Source organism: Streptomyces sp. NBC_01451 (assembly GCF_036227485.1).
Lineage (GTDB): Bacteria > Actinomycetota > Actinomycetes > Streptomycetales > Streptomycetaceae > Streptomyces.
Map to the genome: position 1 here is coordinate 2372884 of NZ_CP109479.1, position 17090 is coordinate 2389973.

Consider the following 17090-nt stretch of genomic DNA (forward strand, 5'->3'; position numbering starts at 1 on the left):
AGTTAATTAAATCGGCGAAACCGGGCACCACTTGGGGCCTTCGCTCGTCTGTACAAACAACAGCGATTCGTTCGATCCCCAAGGAGAAGCGCTCCCATGTTCCGTCGGCGCGAGCCCATTCCGTTCGCCTTCATCGCCGAAGCCGACAGGTTCCGCAGCAATGTCGCTCCCCCGCCCCGTGAGCGCGCGTCCGCCGCTGACATAGCCGGGCGTTGGCTCCTGGGGCTCACCGTCGTCGCCGGGCTCGCGGGCTCCCTGATACTCGGGATGCCCGCGCTGTCGGTCGATCAGTCGGCCGGGCACACGCAGCAATCCGAGGCGACCGACAGCCGTTGAGCGCCGCCGGACTGCGGCCGAATGGCGTGGACCTGCCGCCCTCGGGCCCCCAAGGCTGGTGACTGGGCGGCCGGCTGTATAACCTCACCGGGCACAGCCCGCGCATGGAACTGAGTGAGGACCAGCCGTGCCCCTGCCCTTCCTGACGGCCGACCGCGCCTCCGACGAGGCCGCGGCCGGTCACGCGCTGCCGTTCGACGACCGCGACCGTTGGCGGCGCCCCTACCGGCCCGGCCCCTGGCGGGTGGGTACGGCGGCGCTCCTGCTGCTGCTCGCCTCGTACGTGCTGTTCGCGGCGGTCATCATCGCGGCCACCGGCGAGGTGTCCGGCGGCGCCGTGTGTCTCGGCGTGGCGCTGGCCGTCATCGCCGTGGCACTGCGACTGCTGCGTACCGGCGTGTGGGTGAGTGCGCACGGGCTGCGCCGTGTGGGTTTCCTCGGTACTCGGACAACGCGCTGGGAGAAGGTCGTCGCCGTCCGGACGGCGCAGCAGCCGGTGCGCTGGCTGGGCCTGCCGCGCACCGTTCAGGGGCAGGCGCTGCTCCTCGTACGGCGGGACCGGGCCGCGGACGACCTGGCGCCGCTGATGACCACGCACAACGCCGACTTCCTGGGCCGTACGGCGGCGTTCGACCGGGCCGCGGACAGCATCGAGGCGTGGGCCGCGGAGTTCGGGCGGGGCTAGAAGCAGAACCGGCCACCGGAACAGCGCGGAGCACGGTGAGAGGGCCGTCCCCCAACCGGGGGACGGCCCTCTCACCGTCTCGCCACGTTCTGTGTTCAGGCCGCCTGGGCCGGGGACTTGCCGGCGTGCAGGGCGATCGCGCGTTGCATCGCCTTGCGGGCGCGTGGCGTGTCGCGGGCGTCGTGGTAGGCGACGGCGAGGCGGAACCAGTTGCGCCAGTCGTCGGGGGCGGACTCCGTCTCGGCCTTGCGTCTGGCGAAGACCTCGTCGGCAGAGTCGCGGTCGACCCGGCCGCTCGGGGTGCGGCGCAACTCGTCGACGGGCAGGCCGCCCTCGGCTTCGAGTTCGGCGGCGAGGCGGTTGGCGGCACGGACGAACTGCGTGTTCTTCCAGAGGAACCAGACGCCGATCCCCGGCAGGACCAGGACCGCCACACCGAAGGTGACGGTCAGGAGCGTGCCGGTCTGTATGAGCATGACCCCGCGGCTGCCGACCAGGACGAAGTAGAAGACCAGGACGGCGGCCGTGAGGGCGTAGGAGAGTTTCGCGCGCATGAGGTGCCTCAGCCGAGGTCGAGGAAGTGTTCCAGGCCGAAGGTGAGGCCGGGGGTGTCCACGACGCGACGCGCGCCGAGCAGGATGCCCGGCATGAAGCTGCTGTGGTGGAGCGAGTCGTGGCGGACGGTCAGCGTCTCGCCCTCGCCGCCCAGCAGAACCTCCTGGTGTGCCAGGAGGCCGCGCAGGCGGACGGAGTGCACGGGCACCCCGTCGACGTCCGCGCCCCGGGCGCCGTCGAGCGCCGTCACGGTGGCGTCCGGTGCCTGGGCCGAGCCGGCCTTGGCCCGGGCCTCGGCGATGAGCTGCGCCGTACGCGTCGCGGTGCCGCTGGGCGCGTCCACCTTGTTCGGGTGGTGCAGCTCGATGACCTCGACCGACTCGAAGTAGGGCGCCGCGATCTGCGCGAACTTCATGGTCAGTACGGCCCCGATGGAGAAGTTGGGTGCGATGAGCACGCCCGTCTCCGGGAACTGGGCCAGCCAGCCGGTGAGCTGCGCGAGGCGTTCGTCGGTCCAGCCGGTGGTGCCGACGACCGCGTGGATGCCGTGGCGCACGCAGAAGTCGAGGTTGCCCATCACCGAGGCGGGGGTGGTCAGCTCGACGGCGACCTGGGCACCGGTGTCGACGAGCGTCTCCAGTTTGTCGCCCCGGCCGAGGGCGGCGACCAGTTCCATGTCCTCGGCGGCCTCGACCGCCCGTACCGCCTCGGCACCGATACGGCCGTTGGCGCCGAGGACCGCCACGCGCAGCTTGCTCATGTTCTTGCTTCCTTACCGGACGGATGCGGGTGTGGACCGGATACGGCTGTCAGGCGACGGCCTCTTGCAGACGCGCCGCCTGCTTGTCCTTGAGCGGGCCGATGACCGCCAGCGACGGTCGCTGTCCCAGGATCTCGCGGGCGACCTCACGGACGGCGTCCGGGGTGACCTCGGCGATCCGGGCCAGCATGTCGTCGACGGACATCTGGTCGCCCCAGCACAGTTCGCTCTTGCCGATACGGTTCATCAGCGCGCCCGTGTCCTCCAGGCCGAGGACCGTCGAACCCCGCAGCTGGCCGATGGCGCGGCCGATCTCCTCGTCGGAGAGGCCGTGCTCGGCGACGTGGTCGAGTTCGTCGCGGCAGATCTTCAGCACGTCGTGGACCTGCGAGGGCCGGCAGCCCGCGTACACGCCGAAGAGACCGCAGTCGGCGAAGCCGGACGTGTACGAGTACACGCTGTACGCAAGGCCCCGCTTCTCCCGGACCTCCTGGAAGAGGCGGGACGACATACCGCCGCCCAGGGCCGTGTTGAGCACGCCCAGTGCCCAGCGGCGCTCGTCCGTGCGGGCCAGGCCCGGCATGCCGAGGACGACATGGGCCTGCTCGGTCTTGCGGCCGAGGAGTTCGACCCGGCCGGTCGTCCGGAGGGTGCGGCGGCCGTCGCGCGGGGCGATCGGCGTGGCGTCGAGGCGTTTGAGGGCGCCCGCCTTCTCGAAGGCCGCGCGGACCTGGCGTACGACCTTGTTGTGATCGACGTTGCCGGCAGCCGCGACGACGAGGTGGGTCGGGTCGTAGTGCTTCTTGTAGAAGCGGCGGATGCGGTCCGCGGTGAGGGCGTTGACCGTGTCGACCGTGCCCAGGACCGGGCGGCCGAGCGGGGTGTCGCCGAGCATGGTGTGCGCGAACAGGTCGTGCACACAGTCGCCCGGGTCGTCCTCCGTCATCGCGATCTCTTCGAGGATGGCACCGCGCTCGACGTTGACGTCCTCTTCGAGGATCAGGGAGCCCGTGAGCATGTCGCAGACGACGTCGATGGCCAGCGGCAGGTCGGTGTCGAGCACGCGCGCGTAGTAGCACGTGTACTCCTTCGCCGTGAACGCGTTCATCTCGCCGCCGACCGCGTCGATCGCGGAGGAGATGTCCAGCGCCGACCTGCGCGTGGTGCCCTTGAAGAGCAGGTGCTCCAGGTAGTGCGTGGCGCCGTTCAGGGTCGGCGTCTCGTCACGGGAGCCCACGTGGGCCCAGATGCCGAACGTCGCGGAGCGGACCGACGGCAGGGTCTCGGTGACGATGCGCAGGCCGCCCGGGAGGGTGGTCTTGCGGACCGTGCCGATGCCGTTGGTGCCCTTGATCAGGGTTTGCGTACGGGCGACGGCCCGCACCTCCGAAGAGGTGCGGGCCGTCGCCGTGGAGCTGGTCGACGTCACTTGTCGCCGTCGTCCTTCTTGTCGTCCTCGGCGTTCTCTTCACCCTCGATGACGGGGATGAGCGACAGCTTGCCGCGGGAGTCGATCTCGGCGATCTCGACCTGGACCTTGGAGCCGACGGCCACGACGTCCTCGACGTTCTCCACGCGCTTGCCACCGGCGAGCTTGCGGATCTGCGAGATGTGCAGCAGTCCGTCCTTGCCCGGGAGCAGCGACACGAACGCGCCGAAGGTGGTGGTCTTGACGACCGTACCCAGGTAGCGCTCACCGACCTCCGGCATGGTCGGGTTGGCGATCGAGTTGATCGTCGCGCGGGCCGCCTCGGCCTGCGAGCCGACCTGGGCACCGATGTAGATGGTGCCGTCGTCCTCGATCGTGATCTCGGCGCCAGTGTCCTCCTGGATCTGGTTGATCATCTTGCCCTTCGGGCCGATGACCTCGCCGATCTTGTCCACGGGGATCTTGACGGTGATGATCCGCGGGGCGTTGGGAGACATCTCGTCCGGCGTGTCGATCGCTTCCATCATCACGTCGAGGATGTGGAGGCGGGCGTCACGGGCCTGCTTGAGAGCGGCGGCCAGGACGGAGGCCGGGATGCCGTCCAGCTTGGTGTCGAGCTGGAGGGCGGTCACGAACTCCTTGGTGCCGGCGACCTTGAAGTCCATGTCGCCGAAGGCGTCCTCCGCACCGAGGATGTCGGTGAGGGCGACGTAGTGCGTCTCACCCTTGATCTCCTGGGAGATCAGGCCCATGGCGATACCGGCGACGGGGGCCTTGAGCGGCACACCGGCGTTCAGCAGCGACATGGTGGACGCGCAGACCGAGCCCATGGACGTCGAGCCGTTGGAGCCGAGGGCCTCGGACACCTGACGGATCGCGTACGGGAAGTCCTCGCGCGACGGCAGGACCGGCACGATCGCGCGCTCGGCGAGCGCGCCGTGGCCGATCTCGCGGCGCTTCGGGGAGCCGACGCGGCCGGTCTCGCCGACGGAGTACGGCGGGAAGTTGTAGTTGTGCATGTAGCGCTTGCGCGTCACCGGGGAAAGGGTGTCGAGCTGCTGCTCCATACGGAGCATGTTGAGGGTGGTGACGCCCAGGATCTGGGTCTCGCCACGCTCGAACAGCGCCGAACCGTGCACCCGCGGGATGGCCTCGACCTCGGCGGCGAGCGTACGGATGTCCGTGACGCCGCGGCCGTCGATGCGGACCTTGTCCTTGATGACGCGCTCACGGACCAGGGACTTGGTCAGCGAGCGGTAGGCCGCGCTGATCTCCTTCTCGCGGCCCTCGAACTGCGGGAGCAGCTTCTCGGCGGCGAGACCCTTGACGCGGTCCAGCTCGGCCTCGCGGTCCTGCTTGCCCGCGATGGTGAGCGCCTGGGAGAGCTCGTCCTTGACGGCGGCGGTGAGCGCCTCCAGGACGTCGTCCTGGTAGTCGAGGAAGACCGGGAACTCGCCGGTGGGCTTGGCGGCCTTGGCGGCGAGGTCGGCCTGGGCCTTGACGAGCACCTTGATGAAGGGCTTCGCGGCGTCCAGACCGGCGGCGACGACCTCCTCGGTCGGCGCCTCGGCACCGCCCGCGACCAGCGCGATGGTCTTCTCGGTGGCCTCGGCCTCGACCATCATGATCGCGACGTCGCCGTCATCGAGGACGCGACCGGCGACGACCATGTCGAAGACGGCGTCCTCGAGCTCGGTGTGCGTCGGGAACGCGACCCACTGGCCGTTGATCAGCGCGACGCGGACGCCGCCGATCGGGCCGGAGAAGGGCAGACCGGCCAGCTGCGTGGACGCGGAGGCGGCGTTGATCGCCACGACGTCGTACAGGTGGTCGGGGTTGAGCGCCATGATCGTGGCGACAACCTGGATCTCGTTGCGCAGGCCCTTCTTGAAGGACGGGCGCAGCGGGCGGTCGATCAGGCGGCAGGTGAGGATCGCGTCCTCGGAGGGCCGGCCCTCACGGCGGAAGAAGGAACCGGGGATCTTCCCGGCCGCGTACTGGCGCTCCTCGACGTCCACCGTGAGGGGGAAGAAGTCGAGCTGGTCCTTGGGGTTCTTGGAGGCGGTGGTGGCCGACAGCACCATGGTGTCGTCGTCCAGATACGCCACGGCGGAGCCGGCGGCCTGCCTGGCCAGGCGGCCCGTCTCGAAGCGGATGGTGCGGGTGCCGAAGGAACCGTTGTCAATGACGGCCTCGGCGTAGTGGGTCTCGTTCTCCACTAGCGTTTTCTCCGATACTTTTTCGTCTTTTGTCCCGTCCTGCCCGTGTGGCAGAGGGACGTGGGGTCGGAGAAGCGCGCCTTCTGATTGCGGGCCGGTCTTCGATCGAAGCACCCGGGGTTCAGTCCCGGGGGCCACTACCGAGGACCGGCGGCGGCGAGGTGCACTTCTCCTCGTTCGTGTCGTGCGTTTGCGTCCTGCGTTTGTGTCCTGCGTATTGCGTTGTGCTACCACACTACAAAGAGGCAGTGACACTCCGCACGTACAGCAAAGGGAGCGGTCCCCTAAAAGTGGGAACCGCTCCCTCCACGGCGTCTTACTTGGCGCCCGCCGCACCGCGGCGGATGCCCAGGCGGTCGACCAGCGCACGGAAGCGCTGGATGTCCTTCTTCGCCAGGTACTGGAGAAGGCGGCGACGCTGACCGACGAGGATCAGCAGACCACGACGGGAGTGGTGGTCGTGCTTGTGCGTCTTGAGGTGCTCCGTCAGGTCCGAGATACGGCGCGAGAGCATCGCGACCTGGACCTCGGGGGAGCCGGTGTCGCCCTCCTTGGTACCGAACTCGGAGATGAGCTGCTTCTTCACTGCGGCGTCGAGCGACACGCGTGCTCCTCGTAGTCTTTGTAGTAGCCACCGAGTGCCCCTGGTCCACTTCTCAGGGGAGCTTCTGTAACTCGGGAGGCGGGAATCCGCTGAGCGCGGCCTCCGGAGTCGCTGACTCCAGGGGTGCGTACACAAACGGCCGTCGCCCAGGATAGCAGCAGGCAGCAGCCATCTTCACCGCGGTGGACAAACAGGCCGGGCGGCGAGGGCTCGGCCACTAGGGTGAGAACGTAGATCGTAGATCGTAGTTACGTACCGCAACACTCGTAGTAGTCGTATGACGTACGTCGGGAAGGGGTCGCTTCGCCATGGCGGAGGCACAGGGCGCTCAGGACACCACGGCCGTGCAGGACGAGGACGTCAAGGCGCGCAAGGAGCGGGAGCGGGACGAGCTGTACTCCCTCGACATCTCGGGCGTCGAGTGGCACAGCGCCCCCGGTACGGAGGAGCACGAGGAGCGGGTCGAGATCGCCTACCTTCCCGAGGGCGCGGTGGCCATGCGGTCGTCCCTGGACCATGACACCGTCCTCCGTTACACGGAGGCGGAGTGGACGGCGTTCGTGCTCGGTGCGCGCGACGGAGAGTTCGATCTGGAGCCGACGGAGCTCAACGGCGGGCTCGCGGCGGCCGAGGCCGGGCCTTCGGACTCCGACCCGGGTGCGGGTTCGGGTGCGAGTACGGATTCGGACGGGGACGTGGAGTAGCTCGCTCAGCCGTCCTGAGTGATGGATCGAGGGGCGGGGCCGGTGCAGTGCGCCGGCCCCGCCCCTCTTTTTCCTGCGCATTTCCGTCAAAGCTCGTTGTCAGAGGGGCCGCCTACTATGCATGTGAGGTTATGGCGCCGGTGGGACAGATGTAGTAGCGGTCCTGTCAACTCTCTTGCGAGAGAAGGCGGTTCGGGCACGGACGGGATCGGTTCCGGTCAGGCTGTGACGTAATGGACGGTCACTGGGGGGTGGACGGGCCTGCCGGGGCAGGGGGCGTGGTGATTAGGCTGGGACCGGCGCGACGCCGGAACCCGTGGACCGGGCACCGGCGTACCGGGGGGAAAGCCGGGCAGATCGGACGACCTCCACCGCCCGTTGCCGGACGACGTGGGCACGCCCCGTGGGAATACCGGCTTCGGACGAGACGAATACAGACGAGAAATGGTCGCCCAGCACGGCAAGAGGGTGCTCGACCACACCAGGAGGAATTGTGAACGGCGATCGGGACGGGAACCGCGGGGGCTGGGCCACGCCCGGCGATGACCAGTCCGACGCGGAGTCCGCCAGCGAGATGACGGGCGAGTTCACCATCGATTACGCGACGCCTGCCTGGTACACGCAGAACGCGTCGGGAGGGTCGGGGGCGTCGGCGTCGAGGGACGACGAGATCAGTGCCGCGTCGAACGCCGAGTCGGATGCCGAGTCGGCCGATGACACGGGTGCGCATGCGGACCTGGATGGGGATACGGCCGATCGTTCGGGTGCCGATGGAGAAGGTTCCGCCCTCGGTTCCGCGCCTGCGCCTGTGCCTGTTGTCGCGCCTGTTCCCTCTCCCGCCAGTCCTGCGGCTGTGCCCCGGCTCCCTGTGGGCAGTGGGTTCCAGCCCGCGGTGGCGCAGTCGGCGCCTCCGGCCGGGGCGCCTGCCGGCGGTCCCGCGAGTCCTACGGCTGTCCCCGGTTTTCCCGTGAGCGGGTTCCCGGGCCAGTGGACCCCTCCGCTGCCTCCGGCTCCGCCCGCGCCGCCGGCTGATGTGGTCGGGGACGGCGATCTGGAGAGCGGTTCGACGATGCGGATCTCCCCTGGCGCCGCGCAACGCGACTTCGCGGAGCGGGCAGCCGTCGAGGAACCGCAGCAGCCGGTGATCGTGGCTGACGGCGGCGGTAATTCCGGTGAGGCCGGTGAGGCCCGTGACGACTCGGTGGGTGCGGCCGTGGAGGGCGAGGCTGTCGTCGCCGCGAGCGTCCCGGAGTCCGCGGATGACGTGGTCGAGCCCGTCGCAGAGGCTGAGGTGGTCGAGGACGGGGCTGGACCCGGGGACGAGAGCGACGCGGGTACGGACGTCAGCGAGGCCGCCGAAGCGGTGGACCACGGGGTGCCCCCCCTCCAACTCCAGGAGGACGAGCCCCAGGAGCAGCACGCCACCGCCGACGCCGCAACGCCCCAGGACGTCGAGCCGGCGAACGCGCACGCGGACACCGACGCTCAGGACGCCGAGGCCGTAGCCGAGGTCGTGGAGGTCGTCGAAGTGACACCTGTCGACGTGGAACCCGAGGGACATTCGGCCGGGGAGCCGCAGGCCGCCGAGCCGGAGGAGGCGGAACCCGAGGCTGCCGCCGAACTCGCGGACGCGGCGCCGGTGCCGGACGCGGTCGACGACGTACGAGGCTCCGCGCCGGTCGGGCCCGCGCCGGGCTCGGTGCCCAGAGCGCCGCTCGTCCTGCCCCCGCTGCCGGAGGGCGCGCCCGGGACCGTGCCGCCCTCGTGGGCCCCCTCCTCGACGTCCCAGGGCGGGCTGCCGCCGCTGCCTCCGTCGTTCCAGCCGGCCGGCGCCCCCGCCACAGCGGGACAGTGGCCCGCGCAGCCGCAGCCTCAGCCGCCGACGCAGCCGGAAGCGGCGCCCGTTCAACCACAGGCCGCGTCGGCAGCCCCGGCGCCGGGCCAGCAGCCTCAGGCTCCCGCCGTGCCAGGGCAGCAGCCGCCCGTACCGTCGATACAGCCCCCTTTCCAGCCGCAGGCCCCGCAGCCCGCGCCCGCCGCCTGGAACGGCCCGCCGCAGGCACCGGCTCCGGCAAGCCCGCAGGCGGGGTACGGCTTCCCGCCTCCCCACCCGGCCGCAGGGGCCCCCGCCCCGGCACCGGGTTCGCCACCCGTCGGCTATGGATTCCCGCCGCAGGCAACGCCGGCCACGAACACGGGCCCCAACGCCCAGGACGGGTACGGCTTCCCTCCGCCGAACGCGCCCGCCCCGAACCCGGCGGGCCCCAACGCCCAAGGCGGCTACGGCTTCCCCGCCCCGGGCACCCCAGCTCCGAACACTCCGAGCGGCTACGGCTTCCCCCAACAGGGCCCGCCCGCTCCGAACCCTGCGGGCCCCGACCCCCAGGACGGCCACGGCTTCCCCCAGCCCGGCGCACCCACCCCCGATCCGGTGGGCCCCAACGCCCAGGGCGGGCATGACTTCCTGCTGCCCCCCGGCGCCCCGGCCCCGGCCCCCGTGCCGGACGCCTCCGCCGCCGGGTACGGCTTCCCGCCTCCGGCAGCACCGGTCGCCGGCCCGGCCCACACCGCGGGCCCGGCGCCCACAGCTCCCCACCCCCAAGTCGGGTACGGCTTCCCCCGGCCCGGCACGCCCAGCCCCAACCCGGCAGGCCCCAACGCCCAAGGCGGGTACGGATTCCCGCACCCCGGCACCCCCGGCCAGAGCACCTCCGCTCCCGCCCCCGCGCCGGATGCGCCTCCCGCCGGACACGGCTTCCCGCACCCCGGGCAGCCCATCGCACCCGGCAGCCCCGCCGCTACCGCGGGCCAGGCACCCACGGCTGCCCCTCCCCAGAGCGGCTACGGCTTGCCCCAGGCCGCAGCACCAGCCCCGGACGCGGTAGACCCCAACGCCCCAGGCGGCTACGGATTCCCGCCCGCCGGCACCTCGGCCCCGGCACCGGCCGCCCCCGACCCCCACGGCGCTCACGACTCCCCCCGGCCCGCCGGTCAGCCTCCGGCTCCCGGCACCCCGGATGACTCCACTCCCCCGGCCCCGGCCCCCGTCGCCGCACCCCCGAGCCCCGCGCCCAACCCCCAGGACGGGTACGGCTTCCCGCCCCCCGCCGGTCCGCCGCAGCCCGGGTACGGATTCCCGCACCCCGGGCAGCCTGTCGCGCCCGGTGGACCCGCCGGGGCGCCCGGTGGGTACGGGTTCCCCTTCCCGCAGGCTCCCGCGCAGGAGACACCGCCGCAGCCTCAGGTGCCGCAGCAGCCCGAACCACCCCAGCCGCACGCCGGGCCTCAGGCGCCCCCCTACATGCCGGGGCAGGTCCCGGGTGCCGTTCCCGCGTCACCTCCGCAGCCGGCGTACGGCCAGCCCATGCCGGGGGTTCCGCAGCCCGGGCAGCCCGCCGGGCCGCAGCCGCCCGTGGATCCGCGTACCGGGGCCGCCTGGCCGCAGCCGATACAGCACGACCAGCGGCAGATGACCAACCCCGGTGCCGCGCCGCTCGGTTACACCGCGGCCGTCGAGCTGTCCTCCGACCGGCTGCTCAACAACAAGAAGCAGAAGGCGAAGAGCGGCCGGCCCGCGGCCGGGTCCTCCCGGTTCAAGATCGGCGGGAAGAAGGAGGAGGCCGAGCGGCAGCGCAAGCTCGAACTGATCCGCACGCCGGTGCTGTCCTGCTACCGCATCGCCGTGATCAGCCTCAAGGGCGGTGTCGGCAAGACGACCACGACCACCGCGCTCGGCTCGACCCTCGCCACCGAGCGGCAGGACAAGATCCTCGCCATCGACGCCAACCCGGACGCCGGCACGCTCGGCCGCCGCGTGCGGCGCGAGACCGGGGCCACCATCCGCGACCTCGTCCAGGCGATCCCCTACCTCAACTCGTACATGGACATCAGGCGGTTCACGTCCCAGGCGCCCTCGGGGCTGGAGATCATCGCCAACGACGTCGACCCGGCCGTCTCCACGGCCTTCAACGACGAGGACTACCGGCGCGCGATCGACGTACTGGGCAGGCAGTACCCGATCATCCTGACCGACTCCGGTACCGGTCTGCTCTACAGCGCCATGCGCGGCGTACTCGACCTCGCCGATCAGCTGATCATCATCTCGACGCCGTCCGTGGACGGTGCCAGCAGCGCCAGTACGACGCTGGACTGGCTGTCCGCCCACGGGTACGCGGACCTCGTCTCGCGGTCCCTCACCGTCATCTCGGGTGTGCGCGAGACCGGCAAGATGATCAAGGTGGAGGACATCGTCTCCCACTTCGAGACACGCTGCCGGGGCGTCATCACGGTGCCCTTCGACGAGCATCTCGCCGCCGGTGCCGAGGTCGACCTCGACATGATGCGGCCCAAGGTGCGCGAGGCCTACTTCAACCTCGCCGCCATGATCGCCGAGGACTTCGTACGCCACCAGCAGATGCACGGGCTGTGGACGTCGGACGGCAACCCGCCCCCGGTCGCGGCCCCGCCGATGCCGGGACAGCAGCAGTTTCCGGGACATCCGGTCCAGGGACAGCCGTACCCGGCCCCGCCCGCTCCGGGGCAGGGTCAGCAGGTTCCGCCGCCGCCCGGTCAGCCGGGGCAGTACCCGCCGCCGCAGCAGCCCGGTCAGCCGTATCAGCCGCCGCAGCAGCCGTACGGCTACCCGCCGCAGCCCGGGCAGCCCTACCAGCCGCCTCAGCAGCAGCCCCCGCAGCCCGGTTCCCCGCAGCAGCAGTAGGCGGGAGCGAACGAACGAGGGAAGGCGGCCGGTGCCCGAGAGCACCGGCCGCCTTCCCTTGTTCCTGCAACCGACTACCTGCTACCTGCGCTCGGCGCTATTCCGCCGCCGCGATCAGCTCGCGGCACTTCTTCACGTCTTCGGACATCTGGACGAGCAGTGCGTCCAGTGAGTCGAACCTGGCCTGGCCGCGCACGAACGCCAGGAAGTCGACGGCGACGTGCAGGCCGTACAGATCGAGGCCCACGCGGTCGATGGCGTACGCCTCCACCGTCCGCTCCGTGCCGTCGAACTGCGGGTTCGTGCCGACGGAGATCGCGGCCGGCATCTTCTCGCCGTCCGCGTGCAGCCAGCCCGCGTAGACGCCGTCGGCCGGGATCGCGGTGTGCGGCAGCGTCTCGACGTTGGCGGTCGGGAAGCCGAGTTCACGGCCTCGCTGGGCGCCCCGGACGACAACGCCCTCCACGCGGTGCGGGCGGCCGAGGATCTCCCCGGCGCCCCCGACGTCACCCTCGCCGACCAGCCGACGGGTCAGCGTGGACGAGAACGGCTCGCCGCCGCCCGCCTCGCCCGACACGTACAGGTCGACGACCTCGACGTCGAAGTCGTAGGTGCGGCCGAGTTCGGTCAGGAACCCCACGTTGCCGGCCGCCTTGTGGCCGAAACGGAAGTTCGGGCCCTCGACGACCGCCCGGGCGTGCAGCTTGTCGACCAGGACCTTGACCACGAAGTCGGCCGGGGAGAGCTTCGAGAACTCCTTGGTGAACGGGAGGATCAGGACCGCGTCGACACCCAGCTGGGCCATCAGTTCGGCGCGGCGGTGGTGCGGGGCCAGCAGCGGCGGGTGGCTGCCGGGGCGCAGGACCTCGCTGGGGTGCGGGTCGAACGTGACGACGACCGACGGAACGCCCAGCTCGCGGGCGCGCTCCACGGCGTGCCGGACGATCAGCTGGTGTCCGCGGTGGACTCCGTCGTAGGAGCCGATGGTGACGACGCTGCGTCCCCAGTCCTCGGGGATGTCCTCCAAGCCACGCCAGCGCTGCACTGTGACCGCTCCTCGTCGAACCCGTGTCCGTGTCTGCCTCTTACGCAGGTCTTCTTACGCAGGTCTAAGGGTGCCATGCCGAGCGCGCCCCGCTCGCATCGGCATGGAGGCTGTGACGGGGCGCACGTGACCGATTGTCGACTGTTGTCATGGATGTCGCTCCGGAAACCGCTTCGGAAGCCGCTTAGGAGCACTCCGCGGAAACCGCTTCGGAAGCCGTCGGCGAGGGTGCTTCCGGGCTCGGTCACGCGGGGACCCGTACCCCCGCCAGGTTCTCGATCATGCGGTGGGTGCTGGGGCCGACCACGGCTGCCCACTCCCCGGGTGTGTCGGTCAGCCAGCCCGCCATCAGCGCCGCGAATCCGGGCACCCGACGGGCCAACTCGACCAGGACACAGTCGAAACGCGTCGCCCCGTCCGGAGTGCGTACGAGGAGCAGGCCGCAGCGGTGCACGAGTCCCCGGGTGCGCGACTCGTCGTGGCCGGTCGCGCCCCCCACGACGGCGCGGAGCAGCGCGTCGAGGACGGTGGGGTCGTGCTCCCGGGACAGGAGGGCTTCGAGGAGTTCATGACGGAGGGCGTGGGAGGCGGGGGCCCCGGGCCCGGCCAGCACGGTCGCGAGGGCCGCGCGGACCGGTGCCGGGCCGCCGTCGAGGAGGCCGTCGACCAGTGGGAGGAGTACGGGCCGGACGGTGGGGCCGTGGTCCAGGCGCCCGTTGACGTACGCGGCCAGGTGCCCGGCGGTCTCCGGGCGCCGTTCCACCACCTCCCCTACGAGGGTGGCGACCCGGTGGGCCAGGGCCGGGGTCGTGGCGTCGGCGAGGGTGCTCAGGGTGTCGCCCGGCGCCGGCCCGAGCAGCCTGGCCCGGAACGCGTCGAGGACCGGTTCGGGGTGGGTCGCCAGGGCGACGATCAGGGCGCTCGGCGGCAGTTGGGGGTCGCCGGAAGTGAAGTGCCGCAACGCCTGCGGGAGATGACGCTCCCGGGTGCGCGGATCATGGACGAGGAGCGCGAGCGCACCGCCGTGCAGCGTGCGGTCGGCGGGACGGGCGAGCAGGGCGAGGGCGGCGTAGCTCAGGAGGTCGCGGTCGGCTTCCGTGCGCACATGGGACGCGGCACGCGGCCCGTACGCCACCGCCGCGACCCGCCGGGCCGGCCGCTCGTCGTGCGCCCACCGGTCCACGGCCCGGCAGACGGCGGACGGCTCCTCCTCGGCGAGTACGGCGAGGAGTTCGTCCCCGCGCGGGTGCGCGCTGTCGACGAGCGCTTCGAGCAGGTCGTCCGGGGCCCGGTGACGGTGGGTGTGGAGCAGTGCCTGGGCGGCGGTCGCCACGGTCGCGTCGGGCGTCGCGGGCAGCGGACGCTCGTCGTCGAACCAGCGGGCGAGGAGCGGTTGTACGGCGGTGGGGTCGGCGGCGAGCAGCTGGGCCACGGCGTCCAGGTAGCGGGGCTGGTCGGACCGGGCCGGAGGTTCGTCGCCGACGACGAGTCGGCGGAGCAGGTCGAAGCGGGCGGCTTCGGGGAGCCGGAGCGCGGTCCAGAAGGGGGGACCCAACTCCGGTGGCACCGTCCGGTTCTGTCGGCGGCGGGCCACGATGTGGTCGGCGAGGAGCCGCAGGACATGGGTGTACGGGGTCGCGTCGGGGACGTGGCGGAGCGCTTCGGTGAGGAGGTGAATCGCCCACCAGGCCGAGGCCGGGGTGCGGGAGGCGGGCCCGGGGTCAAGTGCCTGCACCAACTCCCGCAGCCGGTGCGCGAGTTCGGGTGCTCCGTGCTGTCGGGCGAGGAGCAGGAGGGACTGGACGACGGGCCCGATGCGGTGGTGCGGTACGGGGACGGGGGCCGTGTCCTTGCCGTTCCCTGGGCGGCGCCGGTGGACCAGGGCGTGCAGCGCCTCGTCGAGGTCCAGGTGCATGCCCTGGATCCAGTCGGCGAGTTCCTCGTGGGCGAAGCGGTAGCCGGTGCCTGCGGGGACGAGGAGACCCTCGGTGAGGACGGCGGACGCCCAGCCGGTGCCGCCGCCCAGGCGGGCCGGTGCGGGGCCCCAGGGGAACACGGACTCGAAGGAGGCCCGGTCCAGCTCGCCCTGTCCGGGTCCCAGACTGCGGCGGGCGGCCTCGTGGATCTGGCCGGAGACCTTGGCGGCGAGGCGGCGTACGGGGGTGCCGCGCAGGCCGTTCTCGGCGGCGAGGCGGACGGCGATGCGGAGGCACATCAGGTCGAGGTAGGCGGTGAAGACGTCGTGGCGGTCGAGGCGGGGGGTGGTGGGGCTGTCGGGAAGGGCGGGGAGAGCTGCGCGGACCTCGGAGAGGAGGCGGAGGGTGAGGGGGTGGCGGGCGTCCTCGGGGGTGAGGGCGGTCGGGGGGACGGCGTAGCGGGTCCGGGCCTGGTGGGCTTCAGCTTCGGTGAGGTCGGTGAGGTGGAGGTGGCGGTGGCGCGGGGGGTGTGGTGGGCGTGTGGTGGTTTCGCCCGCGCGGCCCCCTCTGGGGGACCCCCCTTCGGCCTGAACGGCCTCGTCCTCAGGCTCCCCCGGAGGGGGGACCCCCGGACGGGCCGAGGACAGGGTGCCCGTCTGTTCCCAGTACTCCGGGCGGCAGGCCATCACCAGGCGGGCGTTCGCTTCGTGGAGCCATTCCTCCGTCGCCCTCGTCCATTCGGGGGCACGGTGCGCGAGGAGCGGCGGCATTTCCTCGGGGCCGTCGAGGAGGAGCAGGAGGGGGCGGCCGTTGTCGTGGGCGAGGCGGGCCAGGGCTTCCGGGGTGATGTCGTCCGGGTCGGCGCCGGGTGTGCCCGACGCGGCCACGATCCGGCCCGCGCGGTCCAGCGCGCGGCGGGCCGCGTCCGCCACCGACGTGTCGTCGTCGCGCAGGTCGGCGCCGCGCAGCCACAGGGTGGGGGCCGGTTCCGTGTCCCGGTGGCGGCGGGCGGCCAGGGCCGCGAGTTCCGTCGTACGGCCGCTGCCCGGGGCCCCGACCAGGCCGAGGACGACGGCCGGGGACTCTCGCGCGGCCGTGAAATCCTTCAACTCCCTTGCCAGTTCCGCCCGTTCGACCGGCTCGACCGCGCCCGCGTCCAGGCCGCCCGAGGCGCGGCCCACGAAGCCCGCCAGGGCGCCCGGCGGTCCGTCCGAGCCCACCGAGGTGGCCGTCAGTTCCAGGACGCCCGCGAGGTTGAGGTCGGCGCCGTAGGCCGGCACCGTCGCCGCGTTGCGGGCGAGGAGGTCGGCGAGGGGTCCGAGCCCGGCTGCCCGCCGGTCGCGCAACGGGATCGCGAACCCGGCCGCGCGGTGTCCGGCCGGTTCCGCCGGCTCGCCCGTGGGCTGCGGCAGCAGGGCGGTGCCCAGTACCCCCAGCACCGCTCCCGTCGTACGGTCGAGCACCGGTCCCCCGGCCGCGCCGCCGCCCAGTCGCAGCGCGTCGCTGCCCGCCGTGCCGATCGCCAACTCCAGGGCGTCGGGGAGGAGATGGAAGCGGTCCGTGGCCGTGTACATGACGTCGGTCGTGCCGAGCACCCGCGCCTCGCGCCAGCCGCCCGCCGCGATCCGTACATATGTTCCGGTCGCGACGCGGTCCCGGACGGAGACGGGAAGCGGGTCGGCGCCCAGGCCCTCGGTGTGCACCAGGGCCAGACCGAGAGCCGGAAGGGGGGTCACGGCATCCGCCGCGGACACCACGCACACGCGGTCGGCGGCGCCGTGCAGAACCAGCCGGGCCAAGCCGTCGACCGCCTCGTGGCTGGTGATCAGCGTGCCGTGGTGGTCGGCCACGAAGCCCGTGCCGCGAAGGCGTCCGGCCAGGTCGCACACCTTCACGAGCGACGCGCCGGCGGGCTCGCCGACGGTTTCGCCCTCCCGTGTCTCGCGCGCACCGGCCGACGGCCGACGGCCGCCCCCGGCGCGCGGGCCCCGTCCCGCCATCGTCGACCTCCCCGCCGAACACGCGAGCCTGCGTACGCACGCGTCTACTGACGACGGTAGGCATCCGATGATCAGCCGGACAGAGCTTGCGACGAACGCGCCCCCTTCCGCCCCCTCGGT

12 protein-coding genes and 1 pseudogene are annotated in these 17090 nt (G+C 72.0%); 5 read left to right on the forward strand and 8 right to left on the reverse strand.

Annotated features, from left to right (window positions below; translation table 11 throughout):
* Positions 1 to 96: 96 nt before the first annotated feature.
* Positions 97 to 336, forward strand: coding sequence for a hypothetical protein (locus tag OG595_RS09995; protein WP_329270158.1), 240 nt, complete (start codon positions 97 to 99; stop codon positions 334 to 336).
* A 127-nt stretch (positions 337 to 463) separates the two neighbouring features.
* Positions 464 to 1021, forward strand: a complete 558-nt coding sequence (locus tag OG595_RS10000) for a PH domain-containing protein (RefSeq protein WP_329270160.1) — start codon at positions 464 to 466, stop codon at positions 1019 to 1021.
* A gap of 95 nt (positions 1022 to 1116) precedes the next feature.
* Here the strand turns inward: OG595_RS10000 and OG595_RS10005 are convergent, their stop codons facing one another.
* The 5 genes from OG595_RS10005 to rpsO form a co-directional block, all read right to left on the reverse strand.
* Positions 1117 to 1575 (reverse strand): hypothetical protein, encoded by a 459-nt coding sequence (locus tag OG595_RS10005; RefSeq protein WP_329270162.1) that lies wholly within the window; start codon positions 1573 to 1575, stop codon positions 1117 to 1119.
* A gap of 8 nt (positions 1576 to 1583) precedes the next feature.
* Positions 1584 to 2336, reverse strand: a complete 753-nt coding sequence (gene dapB / locus OG595_RS10010) for a 4-hydroxy-tetrahydrodipicolinate reductase (protein WP_329270165.1) — start codon at positions 2334 to 2336, stop codon at positions 1584 to 1586.
* Positions 2337 to 2385: 49 nt separating this feature from the next.
* On the reverse strand, positions 2386 to 3765 hold the full coding sequence (locus tag OG595_RS10015; protein WP_329270168.1) for a M16 family metallopeptidase: 1380 nt from the start codon (positions 3763 to 3765) through the stop codon (positions 2386 to 2388).
* Positions 3762 to 5984, reverse strand: coding sequence for a polyribonucleotide nucleotidyltransferase (locus OG595_RS10020; protein WP_329270170.1), 2223 nt, complete (start codon positions 5982 to 5984; stop codon positions 3762 to 3764). Before OG595_RS10020 ends, OG595_RS10015 begins: the two co-directional genes overlap by 4 nt.
* A 316-nt stretch (positions 5985 to 6300) precedes the next feature.
* Positions 6301 to 6588 (reverse strand): 30S ribosomal protein S15, encoded by a 288-nt coding sequence (gene rpsO / locus OG595_RS10025; RefSeq protein WP_189149835.1) that lies wholly within the window; start codon positions 6586 to 6588, stop codon positions 6301 to 6303.
* Between the two features lie 308 nt (positions 6589 to 6896).
* Here rpsO and OG595_RS10030 point away from each other — a divergent pair, with 308 nt between their 5' ends.
* Positions 6897 to 7292, forward strand: coding sequence for a DUF397 domain-containing protein (locus OG595_RS10030; RefSeq protein ID WP_329270176.1), 396 nt, complete (start codon positions 6897 to 6899; stop codon positions 7290 to 7292).
* 493 nt (positions 7293 to 7785) lie between these two features.
* Positions 7786 to 7866: pseudogene (locus OG595_RS45335) on the forward strand (SCO5717 family growth-regulating ATPase); the annotation flags it as partial.
* A gap of 23 nt (positions 7867 to 7889) precedes the next feature.
* Here OG595_RS45335 and OG595_RS10035 read toward each other — a convergent pair.
* The gene (locus tag OG595_RS10035) at positions 7890 to 8012 is read right to left on the reverse strand and encodes a hypothetical protein (protein WP_329270178.1); all 123 of its coding nucleotides are present in this window, start codon (positions 8010 to 8012) and stop codon (positions 7890 to 7892) included.
* Positions 8013 to 8259: 247 nt separating this feature from the next.
* On the opposite strand from OG595_RS10035, the gene OG595_RS10040 reads away from it, so the two are divergent.
* Complete coding sequence (locus OG595_RS10040; RefSeq protein ID WP_443073329.1) at positions 8260 to 12009, forward strand: AAA family ATPase; 3750 nt, start codon at positions 8260 to 8262, stop codon at positions 12007 to 12009.
* Between the two features lie 97 nt (positions 12010 to 12106).
* Here the strand turns inward: OG595_RS10040 and OG595_RS10045 are convergent, their stop codons facing one another.
* Both OG595_RS10045 and OG595_RS10050 read right to left on the reverse strand, forming a co-directional pair.
* Entirely contained in the window at positions 12107 to 13054 is a 948-nt protein-coding gene (locus OG595_RS10045; RefSeq protein ID WP_329270179.1) for a bifunctional riboflavin kinase/FAD synthetase, read from the reverse strand.
* Between the two features lie 244 nt (positions 13055 to 13298).
* Entirely contained in the window at positions 13299 to 16970 is a 3672-nt protein-coding gene (locus OG595_RS10050; RefSeq protein WP_329270180.1) for a serine protease, read from the reverse strand.
* Between the last annotated feature and the right edge of the window lie 120 nt (positions 16971 to 17090).

Bases quoted from the DNA above. Each gene is read 5' to 3' on its own strand.
- OG595_RS09995 (WP_329270158.1), top strand. From the start codon at position 97: ATGTTCCGTCGGCGCGAGCCCATTCCGTTCGCCTTCATCGCCGAAGCC.
- OG595_RS10005 (WP_329270162.1), bottom strand. From the start codon at position 1,575: ATGCGCGCGAAACTCTCCTACGCCCTCACGGCCGCCGTCCTGGTCTTC.
- dapB (WP_329270165.1), bottom strand. From the start codon at position 2,336: ATGAGCAAGCTGCGCGTGGCGGTCCTCGGCGCCAACGGCCGTATCGGT.
- OG595_RS10030 (WP_329270176.1), top strand. From the start codon at position 6,897: ATGGCGGAGGCACAGGGCGCTCAGGACACCACGGCCGTGCAGGACGAG.
- OG595_RS10050 (WP_329270180.1), bottom strand. From the start codon at position 16,970: ATGGCGGGACGGGGCCCGCGCGCCGGGGGCGGCCGTCGGCCGTCGGCC.